Consider the following 18,061-nt stretch of genomic DNA (forward strand, 5'->3'; position numbering starts at 1 on the left):
AAAGCGCAGACATATCAGCAAGATAGGCAAGCTTTCGAGCAGCGCACAACGAAGAAATGTGCCAAAGATAGGGATTTTGCAAAGGTCTCGGCCTGACTGTTTTCAATGTTGAACTTGAGTTCAACCAAATTGGCTCTATATATTGTTTATCGTTTTTTCGTTCAGACGGCCTCACATCACAAGGCCGTCTGAAAACACAAAGGAAAGCCCCATGACCGACAACGTTTTATTATCTCTTGGCGACGAGCCGAAATTCGACCAAATCCAAACCGAACTCATCAAACCGGCCATGCAAACCGCCATCGCCGAAGCGCGCGAACAGATTGTGGCGGTCAAAGCAGAGCCCGACACCACTTGGCGCAACACGGTCGAAGCGCTCACCGACATCACCGAGCGCGTCGGCCGCATTTGGGGCGTGGTGGCGCATTTGAATTCGGTGGTCGATACGCCTGAATTACGCGCGGTGTATAACGAATTGATGCCGGAAGTCACCGTATTTTTTACCGAAATTGGCCAAGATATTGAATTATACGATCGTTTCAAAGCGATTAAAGCCTCTGCCGAATTCGACCGCCTGACTGAAGCACAACAAACCAAGCTCGCGCATGATTTGCGTGATTTTGTGTTGAGCGGTGCGGAATTACCGGCCGAGCAACAAGCCGGACTGGCCGCGCTGCAAACCGAAGGCGCGCAATTGTCTGCCCAATTCTCGCAAAACGTTTTGGACTCAACCGATGCGTTTGCGCTGTATTTTGATGATGCCGCGCCGCTGGCCGGTATTCCTGAAGATGCGCAAGCCATGTTTGCCGCCGCAGCCGAAGCGGAAGGCAAAAGCGGCTACAAAGTCGGCCTGCAAATGCCACATTATCTGGCCGTGATGCAATACGCCGACAACCGCGAACTGCGCGAACAAATCTACCGCACCTATGTCACCCGCGCCAGTGAATTAAGCAACGACGGTAAATTCGACAACACTGCCAACATCAACCGCACCTTGGAAATCGCCTTACAAACCGCCAAGCTGCTCGGTTTTGCCAACTATGCCGAATTGTCGCTGGCCACCAAAATGGCCGACACACCGGCGCAAGTCACCGATTTTCTGCGCGATTTGGCCAAACGTGCCAAACCGTTTGCCGAAAAAGACTTGGCCGAAGTGCGTGCCTTTGCCGCCGAAGAATTGGGTTTGGCCGACCCGCAGCCGTGGGATTTGACCTACGCGGGTGAGAAATTGCGCCAAGCCAAATATGCCTTCAGCGAAACCGAAGTGAAAAAATATTTTCCGGTCAGCAAAGTGCTGCACGGCCTGTTTGCCCAAATCAACCGCTTATACGGCGTGAATTTCATCGAAAAACGCGTGCCGGTTTGGCATCCTGACGTGCGCTACTTTGAATTGGAAAACGGTGGCGCGATTATCGGCGGCGTGTACATGGATTTGTATGCCCGCGAAGGCAAGCGCGGCGGTGCGTGGATGAACGACTACAAAGGCCGCCGCCGCTTTATGGATGGCGACCGCGCCGGTCAAATCCAAACCCCGACCGCGTATTTGGTGTGCAACTTCACCCCGCCGGTGGGCGGCAAAGAACCACGCTTGAGCCACGATGAAATCCTGACCCTGTTCCACGAAACCGGCCATGGACTGCACCATTTATTGAGCCAAGTGGAAGAACTCGGCGTGAGCGGCATCAACGGCGTGGAATGGGATGCGGTCGAGCTGCCGAGCCAGTTTATGGAAAATTTCGTGTGGGAATACGATGTCTTAGCGGAAATGTCTGCCCACGAAGACAACGGCGCTGCCCTGCCGCGCGAATTATTCGACAAAATGGTCGCCGCCAAAAACTTCCAACGCGGCCTGTTTATGGTACGCCAAATGGAATTCGCCCTGTTTGACATGCTGATTCACAGCGAAACCGATGCAGGCCGTCTGAACAACTGGGCGCAAGTGCTGGACGATGTGCGCGAAGAAGTCGCTGTGATTCGTCCGCCGCAATACAACCGTTTCGCCTTGAGCTTCGGCCACATCTTCGCCGGCGGCTACTCGGCCGGCTATTACAGCTACGCATGGGCGGAAGTATTGAGCGCGGATGCCTACGCCGCCTTTGAAGAAAGCGACGATTTGCGCGCCACCGGCAAACGCTTCTGGCGCGAAATTCTGGCTGTTGGCGGCTCCCGTCCTGCTGCCGAATCGTTTAAAGCCTTCCGCGGCCGCGAACCACAAATCGATGCCCTGCTGCGCCACAGTGGCTTTGATGTCAATGCGGCTTGATTGAAGGTTGATTAAGTGGTGATAAAGGCCGTCTGAAACTGTATGTTCAGACGGCCTTTATCCCACCATCTGCCTACTTTTACGGCATAATACGCCTTAACTTTACGCTTAAAAACTGCGCACACCATGAGCCTACACCCACCTTCGCCCACGCTTTACCGCAACGCTACTTACCTGATGATGGCCGTCAGCTTATGGGGCATTTTGTATTTCCGTTTGCTGCCGTTGTTGTTTGCGGTGATTCTGACCTATGTGTTCATCACCAAAACCAACGGCATCATTTTGTGGCTGCGCCGCCGATTGCTGTCACGCAATACGCTGCTCGACCGCTCGTTAAGCGTGCAAAACATCAACCTGCTCTCAACCACGCTGACCATCGGCATTGTGTCGCTGATTTTGTTTTTACTGTCGATGGGTATTTATCATCTGATACACGGCGGCAATATATCGGTGATGCTGGATAAGCTGGCAGCGATTTTGGCCGACACCAAAAGCAGTCATGATTTACCCGAGTTTGTGCTGAATCTGCTGCCTGATAATTTGGAGCAAATCAAGCAATACGGCATTAAGCTGATCGAAGAATACAGCGCCGCGCTGACCCGCATCAGCACCCACAGCATTGCGTCTTTCGTGCATATTTTACTGGGCATCATCATCGGCGTGATGTTGAGCAACCACCGTTTGCGTATGCGCCGCCAACGCCGCAACATGCCGGCATTTAAGCGGGAAATGGTGCAGCGCATTGTCAATTTCGAGCTGAGTTTTGAACGCGTGTTTATCGCGCAGGCAAAAATCTCCTTGGTCGATACTTTCCTTACCGGCCTGTATCTTTACCTGATTCTGCCGCTTTTTGATATCGAGCTGCCGTTTCGGGTGACGGTGTTGATTATTGCCTTTATCGTCGGGCTGATTCCGGTAGCGGGCAACCTGATTTCCAACACCATCATCATCATTTTGAGCTTGGGCATTTCGCTGTATGTCGCTATCGCTTCGTTGGTGTTTTTGGTGGTGATTCACAAATTGGAATATTTTTTAAACGCCAAAATCATCGGCTCAGAAATTGAAGCCAGCGCGTGGGAGTTGCTGGTGGCGATGATAGTATTCGAGCGCATATTCGGCGTCGGCGGCATTGTGGTCGCGCCGGTTTATTATGCGTATGTGAAAAACGAAATGAAGTGGCAGAAGCTGATTTAAGCTCATACTAACGGCCGTCTGAAAATTATTTCAGATGGCATGAGAGACCTTTGCAAAACCCCAGATTTGAGTGCAGTTCGAAGTTAGAGCAGCACAGAAAGCGCAGGCATATCACTTAGATAGGCAAGCTTTCGAGCAGTGCACAACGAAGAAATGTGCCCAAAATGGGGATTTTGCAAAGGTCTCGGCATTTTTATTTTCATTCCCACCACTTTACGGCATAATAACCGCTTTACAAATATTAATACTTTCAGACGGCCTACCCCTTTGCCATGCCGTCTGAAACCTCATCCCAGAAAGTTAATTATGTCTGCCAAACAACCGTCGCTCTTGGGCGGCGCGATGATTATTGCCGGTACGATTATCGGTGCCGGCATGTTTGCCAACCCCACGGCCACCTCGGGCATTTGGTTCACCGGCGCGCTGCTGGTGCTGCTCTATACATGGTTTTCCATGCTTTCCAGCGGCCTGATGATTTTGGAAGTAAACACGCATTACCCGCATGGTGCAAGTTTCGACACCATGGTGAAGGACTTGCTCGGCAAAGGCTGGAACATGGTGAACGGCTTGGCGGTGGCGTTTGTGCTGTATCTCTTAACCTATGCCTATATTTTTGTCGGCGGCGATTTGACCGCGCAAGGCTTGGGCAGCCTGACTGGCAGCGAAGTGGCCTTGCCGGTCGGCCAATTGGTGTTTTTCGGCGTATTGGCGTTTTGCGTGTGGGCTTCCACCCGCTTGGTTGACCGCCTGACCACCATCTTAATCGGCGGCATGGTCATCGCCTTTATCTGGGCGACCGGAGGCCTGATTTCCACGGTGAAGCTACCGGTGTTGTTCGACACCCAAGCCGCGCCGCACACCAGCTATTGGATTTATGTGGCGGCCGCGTTACCGGTGTGTTTGGCCTCGTTCGGCTTTCACGGCAATGTGTCCAGCCTGCTGAAATACTTCAACGGTGACGCGCCTAAAGTTGCCAAAGCCTTAAAAATCGGCACGCTGATTGCCTTGGCGATTTATGTGTTGTGGCAGTTGGCGATTCAAGGCAACCTGCCGCGAAGCGAGTTTGCCCCCGTGATTGCCGCGGAAGGCCAAGTATCGGTATTGATTGAAACCTTATCCAAATTTGTACCCACCGGCAGCATGGGTAAAGTGTTGTCGTTCTTCGCCTACATGGCGATTGCCAGCTCGTTTTTGGGCGTGACTTTGGGCTTGTTCGACTACATCGCTGATATTTTCAAATGGAAAGAATCCGCTGCCGACCGCAGCAAAACCGCCGCCGTGACCTTTCTGCCGCCGCTGGTTTGCTGTTTGCTGTTCCCCACCGGTTTCGTAACCGCCATCGGCTACGTCGGCTTGGCCGCAACGGTGTGGACAGCATTAATCCCTGCCATGCTGCTCTACAAATCACGCCAAAAATTCGGCCTCGGCAAAGGCTACCGCATCAGCGGCGGCGTATGGCTGATGGTGTGGGTATTCGCTTTCGGCCTCATCAACATTGCCGCGCAAATTTTGAGCCAAATGGGTGCTGTGCCTGTGTTTAAAGGCTGATATCAGGCCGTCTGAACAGTTATCTTCCATCATTCAACGCTGTTCACTTTAAACATAAAACCTGAGTTCCTCACAGAACTCAGGTTTTTTTATTGCACTCCACCGTTTTTCAGACGGCCTCAATAATCTTGACTCAATTAAAACGTCATGTTCACCCCGAACACAAAATTGCGGCCGATTTGCGGCACATACGGTAAAAACGAAGTATGGGTGTAGATTTTCTTGTTCAACACATTATTGGCATCGGCGTAAATGCGGTATTTCATCGAGCCGACTTTGTTGCGGTAAGCAACACCTAAATTCAGCAGATGGTAGCCTTTGGTTTTACGCTCTACCAAATCAGGGCGTTCATCGCTGAATGACTCAAAAAACGACACTTTGTTTTGCGTAAACACACGCGTGTAGTCGATTTTGGTTTGCCAGCGTTCGTTCCAATTGTTGTTGATGCGTAAGCCAATGCGGGCAGGTGGTACGCGCGGTGCATTGCGGTCGGCCTTTTTATGCACTTCATCGACGCTGCCTATGGTGTCGTAGCGGATATAATCAGGTAGGTTCACCAGTTTGCCACGCACATAATCGCCCCACAGGGTGATTTGGTGTTTGTCGTCCGGACGGTAGCTCACGCTGCCTTCCAGACCATGAAAACGGGCTTGCGATTGGGCATAGCGGTATGTGGCCAAGGTGCCGTATTGGAAAATGGTTTGTTTGTAAATATAGTTTTCAAAGCGGTTGTGGTAGGCGCTGATGTTGTAATCCCATTTGTCAGACGCATGACGCAGGCCGATTTCAACATTATCTGATTGCTCTTTATCCAAATCTTTTTTGCCGTATTCAAACGAATTGGTGGCCAAGTGTTCGCCGGTATAGTAAAGCTCCATCGGGCTGGGATGACGCTCGTTGTGCGAATACATCAGCGACAGGGTGTAATCGGGATGAAAATCCCAATTCATAGAAGCGGCATAAGAATTGGCGCGTTTGTTGTATATTTCCGGCGCAGGGGCATATACGGTCGGCTTAGGCCGCCAGCACAGCCAGCTTGTTTTCGGGTCGCAACCGCGTTGGATAATCAATTTTTCGCGCTCGTATTCAATCGGGATTTCCTGTTTCTCGGTGCGGCCGCCAAATTCAAGCGTTAAATCTTTCCAACGCCATTGGCCGGTGGCAAACAGGCCGAATTGTTTGTTGGTGTTTTCTACCAGCATCCAGTTTTCTTTCAACTCGCCCGATAGGATTTTGGAATGGTGGGTGCTGCTTTTATTGCGCTGCCATTGTGCGCCCCACACGCCGGTAAAGCCGTGATATGGTTTGTGATGCACTTCGATTCTGCTGCCAAAACCTTTGTTTTTGAAAATATTATTGGCTCGACCGTAATTATCGGCGGTGCCGTGTGAATCGTAGGGATTCAAATCGATTTCTTTGCCGGCATCTTTTTCGTCGTGGTAGTAATCGGTGTGCGACAAACGCAGACTGATTTTGGCCACACTAGGCAAAGGTTCTTTCCATTCACCGTGCAAATCGGCGCGGCGGGTGTTCATGTCTACCCACGGCCCCGGTTTGGTATGGTCGAATTTAGGGCCTAATTCTTCATACTCTGCATCGTTTGGTGTTTTCCTTTGACTTCTACCGTTTGCAACTCGGCAGTGTGCGCAGATCCATCAACCACTTCTGCCTATACGGTCTGCATAGCAAATAAAGACAATACGGCCGCAGCCGCAGGCTTCACTGTAAACATTTCGTTATCCCTTGTTAAAAAATAAAATGTTATAACATAACATTTTTATATGCAATAACCATGTTTTCAAATTTAAGGCCGCCTGAAACCTTCTAAACTCAATCCGCAGCAAACGCTTCAATATTCATGCTTCCAGATTATGACCATCACATAAGCATTCAATTTTAAATAAACGCTGATTTTTCAGACGGTCTCAACAAATCTTCCCTATGCCGTCTGAAAACACGGATAATAGCCATCTCTTTAGATAATTTTATTCAGCACACCATGCTCCAAACTTTCCACACCGCCATCATCGGCGCCGGCGCAGCCGGTATGTTGGCCGCCGCGCGTATCGGTCAGGCCGGACACCGTGTTGCACTGATTGACCACGCCACCAAAATCGGGGAAAAAATCCGCATTTCCGGCGGTGGCCGCTGCAATTTCACGAACCGCCACCTCAACGGCCACGACGGTTCGGCTTATTATGTGTCGCAGCAGCCGCGCTTTGTGCGTCATGCTCTGGCGCAGTTTCATGCCGCCGATTTTATTGCTTTGGTGGAAAAACACGGCATTGCCTATCATGAAAAGCACAAAGGCCAGCTTTTTTGCGACGGCAGCGCGCAGGAAATCATCGCCATGCTGCAAAATGAATGCGAACAAGGCAACGTGGCATGGCATACGGCTTGCACAGTCGAAACCGTCAATCTGTTTCAGACGGCCTCTGCTGATGCGCCGCGCTTCCAACTCCACACCAGCCACGGCGAATTTCAGACGCACAATTTGATTGTGGCCACCGGCGGCTTGGCCGTGCCTGCGATTGGCGCGTCGCCGTTTGGTTATGAATTGGCCAAACAATTCGGCCACAGTATCGTGCCGCCTGAAGCGGCGTTGGTGCCGTTGCGTTTCGAGCATTGGGCGGAACACGGCTACGACCAGCTTTCCGGCATTGCCCTACCCGTGCGCATCAGCGTGGGCAGCGGCAAAGCACGGATATCGTTTGATGAAGATTTATTGTTTCGCCACAAAGGCTTGAGCGGCCCGGCAATTTTGCAGATTTCCAGCTATTGGCACAGCGGTCAAACCATCGCCATCGATCTGGTGCCCGACACCGACCTTGCCACGGCATTGTGTGAAGGCAAAAACGGCCAAAAAATCCAGCTCAACACCGCCTTGAAATCACTCTGCCCGACCCTGCCCGAACGTTTGCTGGAAACATGGCTTGGCCGCGCGGAGTTTGCGCCGTATGCCGCGCACAAATGGGCGGATGTGCCGAATGCAGTCTTAACCCGACTCGGCCAAAGCCTGAACCAATGGACGCTTCTACCCAGCGGTTCAGACGGCCACAAAAAAGCCGAAGCCACGCGCGGTGGGGTAAATGTAAAAGAAATCGACCCGAAAACCATGCAAAGCAAATTGCAACCGGGCTTGTATTTCATCGGCGAAGTGATGGACATCACCGGCTGGCTCGGCGGCTATAATTTCCAATGGGCATGGTCGTCGGCCGTGTGCGCGGCAGCAGCGGTTTGCCGCGAATCGGCGTAAATATTAACCGCGTTCAGACGGCCTGAGTTTGCAGATTAACGATGCGAAATACAGCAGATTACTGATAAAATAGGCCGTCTGAAACCTTGTTGTTCAGACGGCCTCAACACACGAAAGCCCACCATGTACGATCACTTTCAATTTCATATCGAAGAAGACTACCCCGCCGATTTGTCGCCCGACCATGCCGCCACCCACATGGGCATGTATTTCCAATGGGCGGCCGGTCAGGGGCTGGTAAACCCGGTGTGGCAGACTGCCCCTGAAACCGCCGCCGATTTCGCTGCCATGTTAGACGGCACGTTCAGCGGCGCGGCGTTTGTGCGCAACCATTTGAACAGCGTGCTCACGCCTGAAGATTTTACCGAGCTGGGTCAACGCTTTACCGATTTTTATTACGACGATGAAGACGAAGGTTACGGCGCGTTTATGGAAGACTACATCACCACGCTCGATACACCGCAGCTACCGAGCTTTTACCATGTCGCCGACACACCGCAAAACTATGCCCTGCTCGCGCCCGTTTTTCAGGCGGCCTTTGGGCGTTGGAAACATTCTTTAAAATAATCGACACGGCCATGTTGCAACAGGCCGTCTGAAAGGCACACTATGCCCACCCACAACAAACTTATCATTCTCGACCGCGATGGAGTGATTAACCAAGACCGCGACGACTTCGTCAAATCCGTTGACGAATGGATTCCGATTGACGGCAGCATGGACGCCATCGCCTTTCTCACCGAAGCGGGCTACACCGTCGCCGTCGCCACCAATCAATCGGGCATCGGCCGCAAATATTTCACCCTGCAAGATCTTACCGAAATGCACGCCAAAATGCACCGCTTGGCACTACAAGCCGGCGGCGTAATTGACGGCATTTGGTTCTGCCCACACTTGGCCGACGATAACTGCAACTGCCGCAAACCTAAGCCCGGCATGATTCAAGATATTTTAGACCGCTTCCAAGCCCAAGCCGCAGATACTTGGCTGGTCGGCGACAGCTTACGCGATTTACAGGCCATCGATGCCGTGGGCGGTAAATCGGCTTTGGTATTGACCGGCAAAGGCAAAAAAAACTTGCAGGAAAAAGAAGAAGAATTGCCGGAAAACACGCAAATCTTCGACAATCTGCTGGCTTTTGCGCAATACATCACGCAAGAAGAATTGAAACCAGATGAAGCTTAAGGCCGTCTGAAAGCCACATTTAAAGAAACTGACTATGCTGTTGATTAAAAACCTGATTTACTGGCTGATTTTATCGGTCAGCCTGATTGTATTGTTCCCCTTTATGCTGTTGGCCGCGCCCTTTCTCGGCGGCGCACACAAAATGGCACAAGTTTGGGTGTCGATTTTGAATTGGTCGCTGAAAAACATCATCGGCCTGAAATACCGCTTAATCGGTGCGGAAAACATCCCTTCCAAGCCGTCGATTATCTGTTCCAAACACCAAAGCGGCTGGGAAACCTTGGCTTTGCAGGAAATTTTTCCGCCGCAGGTTTATGTTGCCAAACGCGAACTGTTTAAAATCCCGTTTTTCGGCTGGGGTTTGAAACTGGTCAAAACCATCGGCATCGACCGCAGCAACCGCCGCGAAGCCAACGACCAATTGATGAAACAGGGTTTGGCGCGCAAAAACGAAGGCTATTGGATTTCCATTTTTCCCGAAGGCACGCGCCTGCCGCCCGGCACGCACGGCAAATACAAGCTCGGCGGCGCACGCATGGCGAAAATGTTTGAAATGGACATCGTGCCGGTCGCGCTCAACAGCGGCGAATTCTGGCCGAAAGATTCATTTATGAAATACCCCGGCGAAGTCACCGTCGTCATCGGCAAACCGATTGCGCACGACAGTGGCAGCGACGCCGAACTGATGGCCAAATGCGAAAATTGGATTGAAGCACGTCAAGCCGAAATCACCGGTCAGGGTCCGTTCGCACCCAAAAAGACCGTCTGAAACATGCCGCGCTTCACCCACACTTTTTCAGACGGCCTTGAAATCGACATCGATTTAAAACGCAGTGCCAAGAAAAACCTCATCCTGCGCCCCATCGACGACCAAACAGTCAGCATCAATATTCCGCCGTTTCTCAGCGCCGCGCGTTTGCAACAATGGCTGTCGGAAAACGAATCTTTACTGCGCCAAACTTTAGCCAAAACGCCTGCCCGTCCGCTTACCAACCCTTCGGAAAAACCGGCATGGATTTGGTATCAAGGCGTTCAGACGGCCTTAACCGATGCGCCGCAAGCCACCATCGCGTTGAGGCCGTCTGAAATTTGTTTGCCGAAAAAAAACTGGCCGCAACAGCAAACCCATTTGCGCCGTTTCCTGCATGAACGCGCCGCCGAATATCTGTTGCCGCGTTTGGCCGATCACGCCGCTGCCATGAATATGCACCCTGCCGCTACTGCTTTGAGCAACGCCAAAACCTTTTGGGGCGTGTGCCGCCACCGCACCGGCATCCGCTTGAATTGGCGGCTGATTGGTGCGCCGGAATTTGTCGCTGATTATGTGTGCGTCCACGAACTCTGCCACCTGCCCCATCCCGACCACAGCGCCAAATTTTGGGCATTGCTCAATCATCATACGCCGCACACCGCCGCCGCCAAAGCATGGCTAAAAGCGCATGGACAGGAATTGTTTGTGTTGGGCTGAATCATGCGGTACATTAGCTTGAGACACTTTGCAAAATCCCCATCTTTGGCACATTTCTTCATTATGCGTTGCTCTAACTTCAAACTGCACTCAAATCTGGGGCTTTGCAAAGATCTCAACTTTATCTTTCAGACGGCCTCAATTTCCGAGCAGGTTGTCTGATTCTCCAAAGAAAGGATGAATATGCGTTTTCCTGCCGAACTTGCCGCCTTGTCTTTAGGTATCCTTGCCGCGACCGCCCAAGCCGCCGAGCCGCAAACCGTGGCCAAAGTGGATATTCCGCGCTACATGGGCACATGGTACGAACAAGTCCGCCTGCCTATGCGTTTCCAAGACGATTGCGTATCGGATGTCAAAGCCCAATACCGTTTGACCGACAAGCAAGTGGTGAAAATCACTAATTCCTGCCGCAAAAAAGACGGCAGCATGATGAGCGCCGATGCGGAAGTGAAAAAAGTGGATGAGAGCGGCAGCAAATTGCGTATTTCATTCTTACCCAAAGCCGTCAACTGGGTGCCGATTGCCCGCTCGTCTTACTGGATTTTGCGCTTAGACGACAATTACCAAACCGCTTTGGTTGGTACGCCAAACCGCAAATATATGTGGGTATTGTCACGCTCACCGAAGCTGGATGAAGCCACTTTGCAAAGCTACATCGAAACCGCTAAACAACAAGGCTACGATGTTTCCAAATTGGTACGCAGCGTACAATAAAGATTGTTCATTATAAAAAAGGCCGTCTGAACATTCAGACGGCCTTTGTTTGACTGCATATTATTTGTTGTCAGGATGAGATTCCATCGGGCTAGACAACGGCAATTCAGGCATGGTGCGCGCTTTTTCTGAAACGGAGCCAGACAAGGTGTGTAAGAATGCAACGATGTTGTCCACATCTTCTTGTGGCAAGTCTTTACCCAATTGCGCTTGACCCATAATTTTCACCGCTTTATCCAATTCCCACACGCTGCCGTTGTGGAAGTAAGGATAAGTTTTGGCTACGTTACGCAATCCCGGTACGCGGAAGAAGTATTGGTCGGCTTCGTTTTTGGTCACGTCAGCACGGCCTTTATCTTGGTTCGGGTCTTCAATAAATTTCCAGTAAGGTCCTTGTACCAAACCAAATTTTTGGAATGAGTTACCGCCCAAGCTTACGCCGGTATGGCAGGCAATACAGCCGTTATCCATAAACGAGCGCACGCCTTTGCGTTCTTGTTCGTTCAGGGCATTGATGTTGCCTTTCAGGTATTCGTCCCATTTGGTCGGCGTCAGCAAAGTACGCTCAAACGCGGCAATCGCGGTGGTGATGTTTTTGAAACTGATGGCGCCGTCTTGAGGGAAAGCCGTTTTAAACGCTTCTTGGTATTCCGGAATATTCACGATTTTGGCCACCACGGCTTCTTCGCTGTCGTTTGCCATTTCTACCGGATTCAGCAACGGACCGCCCGCTTGCTCTTCCACGTCAGCCGCGCGGCCGTCCCAGAATTGCATGTCTAAGGTTGCCGCGTTCAACACGGTCGGTGAGTTACGGCCACCAAAGCTGCCTTTGTGACCTTGGCTGGTCGGCATATTGTCGACACCGGCAGAAGCCAAGTTGTGACAAGAGTTACAGCTTACAGTATTGCCTTTCGACAAACGTGGCTCATACCACAATGATTGGCCAAGCTCCACTTGCTCAGGCGTGAAAGGACGCAGCTTTTGCATTTCTTCAGGAGTCGGCAGTGGTTTGAAAATGCCTTGCGCACGTTGCAGCAAATCTTTGTCTTCTTGCGAAGCGCCGCTGTTGTCATAAGCTGCTTGAGAAGCCGGTGCCGCAGCAGGCTCAGAAGCCGCCGGCGCGGTGGCTGGTGCAGAAGCAGCAGGCGCAGCTGCTTGCTCGGCCGGCTTGTCGCCACAAGCAGCCAATGCCGCCAACACTGCCAGAGAAAGGGTAATTTTGCCGAAAGTTTGGTATTTCATGGCGTATTCCTTTATATATAAAAAGGGAAGACACTGCTCACCTGAAGCAGCCGAACCCTATGGTTAGGTTTGATAAAATCCTACATTTGTTTACTGCTGTTTGTTATTGCTTTGGTTAATTTATGTATAGAGCATAATCAGACTCGGCTAACGGCTTTTTGCGATAAATCAATTTTGATACCGCTATAGCCAAACCCTATATACCAGATAGCTGAAATTTTATTTTCTTATTCATTTCTAAGAGTTGCCCGTATTTAAGCGCAAATCACATCGTATTACTTGCACCCGATGGCCGATTGTTTTAAAGTTAGGCGCAAATCTTATTAGGAAGATTTCTATGAAAATTACTGTTATGGGTGCAGGCTCTTGGGGCACTGCACTGGCTGTTCACTTTGCCCAACACGACAACGAAGTCGCTCTGTGGGCGCGTAATGCCCAACACATCGAAACCTTGCAAAACGACCGTGAAAACAAACACGCGCTACTGGGTTTCCCATTCCCCGAAAGCCTGACCGCACACGTTGATTTGGCCGATGCCTTAAAAGGCTCCGAATTGGTGCTGATTGTGACCTCTGTTGCCGGCTTGCGCAGCAGCGCAGAATTATTAAAAGCCAACGGTGCCGCCGATATTCCGGTTTTAGCCGCATGCAAAGGCTTTGAGCAAGACACAGGTTTATTAACCTTCCAAGTCTTGAAAGAAGTCTTACCGGAAAATAAAACTCTCGGCGTGTTGTCCGGCCCAAGCTTTGCACAAGAGCTGGCGCAGCAATTGCCTTGTGCCGTGGTATTGGCTTCCGAAAACAAAGCATGGATTGAATCGCTGGTTGAACAATTAAACAACAACGTGATGCGCTTATACGGCAGCACCGATGTGATTGGGGTGGCCGTCGGCGGCGCAGTGAAAAACGTGATGGCCATTGCGACCGGCCTTTCAGACGGCCTCGAATACGGCCTGAATGCCCGCGCCGCTTTAGTAACCCGCGGTTTGGCCGAAATTACCCGTTTGGCCGTTGCCATGGGCGCGCAGCCGAAAACCATGATGGGCTTGGCAGGAATTGGCGACTTGATTCTAACCTGTACCGGCGCCCTTTCGCGCAACCGCCGCGTTGGTTTGGGCTTAGCAGAAGGCAAAGAGCTGCACCAAGTACTTAAAGAGATCGGCCACGTTTCCGAAGGCGTGAGCACCATCGAAGAAGTGTTCAACACCGCCTGCAAATACCAAATCGACATGCCAATCACCCAAACTCTGCTGCAACTGATTCGTCAGGAAATGACGCCGCAGCAAGTGGTTGAGCGTTTGATGGAACGCAGCGCACGTTTCGAATAACACCAAACTTGGAGGCCGTCTGAAACCCTATTTTTTCAGACGGCCTTTCATTGACAGCCGCCGAGCATATCACTATGCTTACTGTTACGACCTTTCTTACGAATGATTCCCCATGAACCAAGCCCTTGACCAACTGGAAATCAACGTTTACCAGCTCACCCAAAAGTTTGAAACGCTGATTGGCGAAAACCGCCGTTTACACGAAGAAATCAACCGCCTCAAACTCGAGCAAGAGCAACAAAAGCGCGAGCACGAAACCGCCGTTGACGAATTGAGCGAAGCCTTGCTGGTGCAAGTAGGCAAATTGAAAGAAGATTTGCAGACCAAAATCGACAGCCTCACCGCCGAAAAAGACCAATACCGCAGCGCCTTAGAACAAAGTGCCGAAGAAGTGAGCCGTCTGCTCGCCCGCCTACCGCAAGAAGAATCTTCACATTAAGGACAACACATGAGCATCGAACAAGTCAATCTCGACATCATGAATGTCAACCTGACCATCAACACACCAAGCGAAGAAAAAGACACCCTGATTCAAGCCGTTGAAATGCTGAATAAAAAAAGCGAAGCCATTAAAGAAAATGGCCGCATCGTCGGCACCGACAAAATCGTGGTCATGGCCGCTTTAAATGTTGTACACGATTTATTAAAAGTCAGCCTCAAAGATGATTTGGCAATCGGCGAATTTCAGCGTAAAATAACAGACATGAACAACGCTTGCCAAAAAGCATTGTCCCGCTTAGAGCAAAATTGATTTTCTTTTCCCTGCAGTGTACGCGAAGGCATATATTCCTTTGAACCAATAAGTTCGCTTCAGGTTGCCGGGAGCAGTAGTGGGTGCGATCGTCTTTTATAGATGAACCCGAAACTACCCGAGGTGACCGCCTTGTCAGACAAGGTTCAAGCGGATTCAGCCGAAACGGCATGTGCGGGGATTCCCTATATAAAGCCATACCCTCGCGGTATGGCTTTTTCAGTCTCTCATTCAATCGCGTAAAAACAACAAATTCCCATCGAAAAAACTTTTATTGCCGTTTTATTAAAACAATTACTTTCAGATGGCCTCAATACGATTGACAAAAGCCAGTAGCGTCTTTAAAATCCATAACTTTCTATATCTATCTGGATTTCCACTATGAAAACCTTTTCAGCGAAACCGCATGAGGTGAAGCGCGAATGGTTCGTCATCGACGCTCAAGACAAAGTTTTGGGTCGCGTTGCTGCCGAAGTCGCACACCGTCTGCGTGGCAAACACAAACCTGAATACACCCCTCACGTCGACACTGGTGACTACATCATCGTCATCAATGCAGACAAATTGCGCGTGACCGGTGCTAAATTCGAAGACAAAAAATACTACCGTCACTCAGGCTTCCCTGGCGGTATCTATGAGCGTTCATTCCGTCAAATGCAAGAGCAATTCCCAGGCCGCGCTTTGGAACAAGCCGTAAAAGGCATGTTGCCAAAAGGTCCTTTGGGTTACGCCATGATCAAAAAACTGAAAGTGTATGCCGGCGAAGAGCACGGCCATGCTGCACAACAACCTAAAGTTTTAGAATTGAAATAAGGACACGACATGAACGGTAAATACTACTACGGCACAGGCCGCCGCAAAAGTTCAGTGGCTCGTGTATTTCTGACCAAAGGTAACGGTCAAATCACCGTTAACGGTCGCCCTGTTGACGAATTTTTCGCCCGCGAAACCAGCCGCATGGTTGTTCGCCAGCCATTGGTTCTGACTGAAAACGCAGAATCATTCGACATTAAAGTTAATGTTATCGGCGGCGGCGAAACCGGCCAATCTGGCGCTATCCGTCACGGCATCACCCGCGCCCTGATCGACTTCGATGCTGCTTTGAAACCTGCTCTGTCTGCTGCCGGCTTCGTAACCCGCGATGCCCGTGAAGTGGAACGTAAAAAACCAGGTTTGCGCAAAGCACGTCGCGCAAAACAATTCTCAAAACGTTAATTCGTTTTCAGATATTATCCAAAAAAGCCCGCAATTATTGCCGGGCTTTTTTATTACCTTTGCCACCCGTTACCGAATTTTTCAGACGGCCTACCCACCCATTAACGCCCCTTTCATCTAAAGTTCGATGATCCAATCTTGCAAAATATCTTAATTTTTGAAAAGATATGCAATAAAAAAAGACTTCAACCCGCCGTCTCGGTATGATAAAACCATCCGCACTACATCAAAACAGGCGGCAAGAATATATTAATGATGAAAGGAATATTATGGGCTGGTTAGGCACAATTTTAGTAGGTTTTATCGTTGGCGTATTGGCTAAATTTTTACATCCGGGTAACGATAAATTAGGTTTCATCATGACCACGCTTTTGGGTATTGCCGGCGCGGCATTGGCCGGCGTGGTTGGTGAAGCGTTAGGTTGGTACCAAGTCGGCGAAGGCGCAGGCTGGATTGCTTCCACCATCTTCGCAATCATCATTTTGGCTGTGTACACGCGCATTGTGAAAAAATAATGATTCACTAGATGCCAAAAACAAAAGCAGGCCGCGCATGGCCTGTTTTTCTTGCGATGAAACTTCTTACTATGTCACGCACACTACTCTCTTATCTCAAATCTTTTCTACAAGCCGCGCTGATTTTTGCGCTGATTTCTATTGCTATTGACTGGTGGCGCAAACCCAACCAGCCTATTGCTTTTGCTGAACAGAATCTAATTACCCTTAATCAAAACCACACTTCACTAAATCAACTTAGCCAAGACCGTGTCGCAATTGTGTATTTCTGGGGAACATGGTGCGGGATCTGCAAATATACCTCTCCGACGGTTGAGAAACTTCACCAAAACCATATTCCTGTGATTAGCATTGCCTTGAAATCAGGTGACGATACAGCATTACAACAATACCTCAACCAAAATCAATTATCTTTCCCAACCGTCAACGATTCAGACGGCCTGATTGCCCAACAATGGGACATCAATGTCACACCCACCATTGTTTTCGTGAAAAAAGGCCAAATGCTCCACGCCACTACCGGCATCAGCAGCTATTGGGGCTTGCGCCTGCGTATGCTGATCAGTAATCTAATGTATTGATATTTGTATCTAAGAAATCCGATTATTTTAAACATAAAATCGGCTTGTCAAAATTAAACGGTATTATTGTGTAAATCATCGTTATTTTTAAAATAAACAAACTATCTTAACATTAATACTTAATGATTCTATTGAGATTATTTCTAAAATATACTAATATAGGCTTAGAGGATAGCTCAAAAATCTTATCATTATTATCATCAAAACAAATTAATACCGTATTCAATCAAAGCTCAAGCAGCATGCCATTTGTTTCAATCTGAATTTGTACAACGGCATCCCATAACCTTAGGCGTAAGCCCTTATTACCCTGCCACGCTTCCATGATTTGAACCATAGTTACAACGGAGAACTTCTCATGCCTAACCAATCTAAACACGCATCGATTAATATTGCCCTGATTCAAGCGCGAGAAGCCTTGATGACGCAATTTCGCCCAATTTTGAACCAAGCCAACGTGACCGACCAACAGTGGCGTATTATCCGCCTACTGGCCGAAAACGGCACCTTAGATTTCCAAGATTTAGCCAACAAAGCCTGCATCTTGCGTCCTAGCCTGACCGGCATTCTGACCCGTTTGGAAAAAGCCGGCTTAGCCGTACGCCTGAAACCTTCCAACGACCAGCGCCGCGTGTATCTGAAGCTGACCCAAGAAGGCGAAAAGCTTTATCAGACCATTGGTGCGCAAGTGGACGACCGCTACGATGCCATTGAGGCCATTTACACCAAAGAAAAATTAGACGCACTACAAAAATTGCTGGCCGAGCTCTCTGAAATCGAGCAGGCTTTAAAATAAAAAGTT

Annotated in this window: 19 protein-coding genes and 1 other RNA gene; 18 read left to right on the top strand and 2 right to left on the bottom strand. The window is 49.9% G+C overall.

Annotation, left to right across the window (positions count from 1 at the left end; translation table 11 throughout):
* The first annotated feature begins 211 nt into the window (after positions 1–211).
* The 3 genes from GJV52_RS03525 (at position 212) to GJV52_RS03535 (ending at position 5,005) form a co-directional block, all read left to right on the top strand.
* The gene (locus GJV52_RS03525; RefSeq protein WP_100562539.1) at positions 212–2,263 is read left to right on the top strand and encodes a M3 family metallopeptidase; all 2,052 of its coding nucleotides are present in this window, start codon (positions 212–214) and stop codon (positions 2,261–2,263) included.
* Between the two features lie 126 nt (positions 2,264–2,389).
* A complete protein-coding gene (locus GJV52_RS03530; protein ID WP_198511384.1) occupies positions 2,390–3,457 on the top strand; it encodes an AI-2E family transporter in 1,068 nt (355 codons plus the stop codon).
* A gap of 306 nt (positions 3,458–3,763) precedes the next feature.
* Complete coding sequence (locus GJV52_RS03535; protein WP_100562541.1) at positions 3,764–5,005, top strand: aromatic amino acid transporter; 1,242 nt, start codon at positions 3,764–3,766, stop codon at positions 5,003–5,005.
* Positions 5,006–5,142: 137 nt separating this feature from the next.
* Here the strand turns inward: GJV52_RS03535 and GJV52_RS03540 are convergent, their stop codons facing one another.
* Entirely contained in the window at positions 5,143–6,540 is a 1,398-nt protein-coding gene (locus tag GJV52_RS03540) for a TonB-dependent receptor (protein WP_100562543.1), read from the bottom strand.
* A 464-nt stretch (positions 6,541–7,004) separates the two neighbouring features.
* Here GJV52_RS03540 and GJV52_RS03545 point away from each other — a divergent pair, with 464 nt between their 5' ends.
* The 6 genes from GJV52_RS03545 to GJV52_RS03570 all read left to right on the top strand — a co-directional run bounded on the left by GJV52_RS03545 (position 7,005) and on the right by GJV52_RS03570 (position 11,628).
* On the top strand, positions 7,005–8,261 hold the full coding sequence (locus GJV52_RS03545) for a BaiN/RdsA family NAD(P)/FAD-dependent oxidoreductase (protein WP_095502811.1): 1,257 nt from the start codon (positions 7,005–7,007) through the stop codon (positions 8,259–8,261).
* A 123-nt stretch (positions 8,262–8,384) separates the two neighbouring features.
* Positions 8,385–8,828 (top strand): DUF7832 domain-containing protein, encoded by a 444-nt coding sequence (locus GJV52_RS03550; protein ID WP_100562545.1) that lies wholly within the window; start codon positions 8,385–8,387, stop codon positions 8,826–8,828.
* A 42-nt stretch (positions 8,829–8,870) separates the two neighbouring features.
* A complete protein-coding gene (gene gmhB, locus GJV52_RS03555) occupies positions 8,871–9,446 on the top strand; it encodes a D-glycero-beta-D-manno-heptose 1,7-bisphosphate 7-phosphatase (protein WP_100562547.1) in 576 nt (191 codons plus the stop codon).
* 34 nt (positions 9,447–9,480) lie between these two features.
* The gene (locus GJV52_RS03560; protein ID WP_100562549.1) at positions 9,481–10,215 is read left to right on the top strand and encodes a lysophospholipid acyltransferase family protein; all 735 of its coding nucleotides are present in this window, start codon (positions 9,481–9,483) and stop codon (positions 10,213–10,215) included.
* Positions 10,216–10,218: 3 nt separating this feature from the next.
* Entirely contained in the window at positions 10,219–10,914 is a 696-nt protein-coding gene (locus tag GJV52_RS03565) for a M48 family metallopeptidase (protein ID WP_100562551.1), read from the top strand.
* Positions 10,915–11,097: 183 nt separating this feature from the next.
* Positions 11,098–11,628, top strand: coding sequence for a lipocalin family protein (locus GJV52_RS03570; protein ID WP_157798097.1), 531 nt, complete (start codon positions 11,098–11,100; stop codon positions 11,626–11,628).
* Between the two features lie 60 nt (positions 11,629–11,688).
* Here GJV52_RS03570 and GJV52_RS03575 read toward each other — a convergent pair whose 3' ends face one another.
* Positions 11,689–12,870: a cytochrome-c peroxidase gene (locus tag GJV52_RS03575; RefSeq protein WP_095502817.1), complete on the bottom strand. Its 1,182-nt coding sequence runs from the start codon at positions 12,868–12,870 to the stop codon at positions 11,689–11,691.
* 337 nt (positions 12,871–13,207) lie between these two features.
* Between GJV52_RS03575 and GJV52_RS03580 the strand changes: the two genes are divergently transcribed.
* The 9 genes from GJV52_RS03580 (at position 13,208) to hpaR (ending at position 18,055) form a co-directional block, all read left to right on the top strand.
* Positions 13,208–14,197 (top strand): NAD(P)H-dependent glycerol-3-phosphate dehydrogenase, encoded by a 990-nt coding sequence (locus GJV52_RS03580; RefSeq protein ID WP_100562553.1) that lies wholly within the window; start codon positions 13,208–13,210, stop codon positions 14,195–14,197.
* Positions 14,198–14,309: 112 nt separating this feature from the next.
* A complete protein-coding gene (locus GJV52_RS03585) occupies positions 14,310–14,636 on the top strand; it encodes a hypothetical protein (RefSeq protein ID WP_095502819.1) in 327 nt (108 codons plus the stop codon).
* Positions 14,637–14,645: 9 nt separating this feature from the next.
* On the top strand, positions 14,646–14,948 hold the full coding sequence (locus GJV52_RS03590) for a cell division protein ZapA (RefSeq protein ID WP_100562555.1): 303 nt from the start codon (positions 14,646–14,648) through the stop codon (positions 14,946–14,948).
* Positions 14,949–14,953: 5 nt separating this feature from the next.
* A non-coding RNA gene (ssrS, locus tag GJV52_RS03595) (6S RNA) lies at positions 14,954–15,133 on the top strand.
* Between the two features lie 196 nt (positions 15,134–15,329).
* Positions 15,330–15,761, top strand: coding sequence for a 50S ribosomal protein L13 (gene rplM / locus GJV52_RS03600; protein ID WP_095502821.1), 432 nt, complete (start codon positions 15,330–15,332; stop codon positions 15,759–15,761).
* Between the two features lie 9 nt (positions 15,762–15,770).
* Positions 15,771–16,163 (top strand): 30S ribosomal protein S9, encoded by a 393-nt coding sequence (gene rpsI / locus GJV52_RS03605; protein ID WP_095502822.1) that lies wholly within the window; start codon positions 15,771–15,773, stop codon positions 16,161–16,163.
* 269 nt (positions 16,164–16,432) lie between these two features.
* The gene (locus GJV52_RS03610) at positions 16,433–16,678 is read left to right on the top strand and encodes a GlsB/YeaQ/YmgE family stress response membrane protein (protein WP_095502326.1); all 246 of its coding nucleotides are present in this window, start codon (positions 16,433–16,435) and stop codon (positions 16,676–16,678) included.
* A gap of 71 nt (positions 16,679–16,749) precedes the next feature.
* Entirely contained in the window at positions 16,750–17,259 is a 510-nt protein-coding gene (locus GJV52_RS03615) for a protein disulfide oxidoreductase (protein WP_095502329.1), read from the top strand.
* 358 nt (positions 17,260–17,617) lie between these two features.
* Positions 17,618–18,055, top strand: coding sequence for a homoprotocatechuate degradation operon regulator HpaR (gene hpaR / locus GJV52_RS03620; protein ID WP_095502325.1), 438 nt, complete (start codon positions 17,618–17,620; stop codon positions 18,053–18,055).
* The last annotated feature ends 6 nt before the right edge of the window (positions 18,056–18,061 follow it).

The sequence above is a fragment of the Neisseria brasiliensis genome, from assembly GCF_009671065.1.
Classification (GTDB): domain Bacteria; phylum Pseudomonadota; class Gammaproteobacteria; order Burkholderiales; family Neisseriaceae; genus Neisseria; species Neisseria brasiliensis.

Bases quoted from the DNA above. Each gene is read 5' to 3' on its own strand.
- GJV52_RS03535 (WP_100562541.1), top strand. From the start codon at position 3,764: ATGTCTGCCAAACAACCGTCGCTCTTGGGCGGCGCGATGATTATTGCC.
- GJV52_RS03545 (WP_095502811.1), top strand. From the start codon at position 7,005: ATGCTCCAAACTTTCCACACCGCCATCATCGGCGCCGGCGCAGCCGGT.
- GJV52_RS03550 (WP_100562545.1), top strand. From the start codon at position 8,385: ATGTACGATCACTTTCAATTTCATATCGAAGAAGACTACCCCGCCGAT.
- GJV52_RS03610 (WP_095502326.1), top strand. From the start codon at position 16,433: ATGGGCTGGTTAGGCACAATTTTAGTAGGTTTTATCGTTGGCGTATTG.
- GJV52_RS03525 (WP_100562539.1), top strand. From the start codon at position 212: ATGACCGACAACGTTTTATTATCTCTTGGCGACGAGCCGAAATTCGAC.
- GJV52_RS03590 (WP_100562555.1), top strand. From the start codon at position 14,646: ATGAGCATCGAACAAGTCAATCTCGACATCATGAATGTCAACCTGACC.
- rplM (WP_095502821.1), top strand. From the start codon at position 15,330: ATGAAAACCTTTTCAGCGAAACCGCATGAGGTGAAGCGCGAATGGTTC.
- GJV52_RS03570 (WP_157798097.1), top strand. From the start codon at position 11,098: ATGCGTTTTCCTGCCGAACTTGCCGCCTTGTCTTTAGGTATCCTTGCC.
- rpsI (WP_095502822.1), top strand. From the start codon at position 15,771: ATGAACGGTAAATACTACTACGGCACAGGCCGCCGCAAAAGTTCAGTG.
- GJV52_RS03540 (WP_100562543.1), bottom strand. From the start codon at position 6,540: ATGAACACCCGCCGCGCCGATTTGCACGGTGAATGGAAAGAACCTTTG.
- GJV52_RS03575 (WP_095502817.1), bottom strand. From the start codon at position 12,870: ATGAAATACCAAACTTTCGGCAAAATTACCCTTTCTCTGGCAGTGTTG.
- hpaR (WP_095502325.1), top strand. From the start codon at position 17,618: ATGCCTAACCAATCTAAACACGCATCGATTAATATTGCCCTGATTCAA.
- GJV52_RS03585 (WP_095502819.1), top strand. From the start codon at position 14,310: ATGAACCAAGCCCTTGACCAACTGGAAATCAACGTTTACCAGCTCACC.
- GJV52_RS03580 (WP_100562553.1), top strand. From the start codon at position 13,208: ATGAAAATTACTGTTATGGGTGCAGGCTCTTGGGGCACTGCACTGGCT.
- GJV52_RS03565 (WP_100562551.1), top strand. From the start codon at position 10,219: ATGCCGCGCTTCACCCACACTTTTTCAGACGGCCTTGAAATCGACATC.
- GJV52_RS03615 (WP_095502329.1), top strand. From the start codon at position 16,750: ATGTCACGCACACTACTCTCTTATCTCAAATCTTTTCTACAAGCCGCG.
- GJV52_RS03530 (WP_198511384.1), top strand. From the start codon at position 2,390: ATGAGCCTACACCCACCTTCGCCCACGCTTTACCGCAACGCTACTTAC.
- gmhB (WP_100562547.1), top strand. From the start codon at position 8,871: ATGCCCACCCACAACAAACTTATCATTCTCGACCGCGATGGAGTGATT.
- GJV52_RS03560 (WP_100562549.1), top strand. From the start codon at position 9,481: ATGCTGTTGATTAAAAACCTGATTTACTGGCTGATTTTATCGGTCAGC.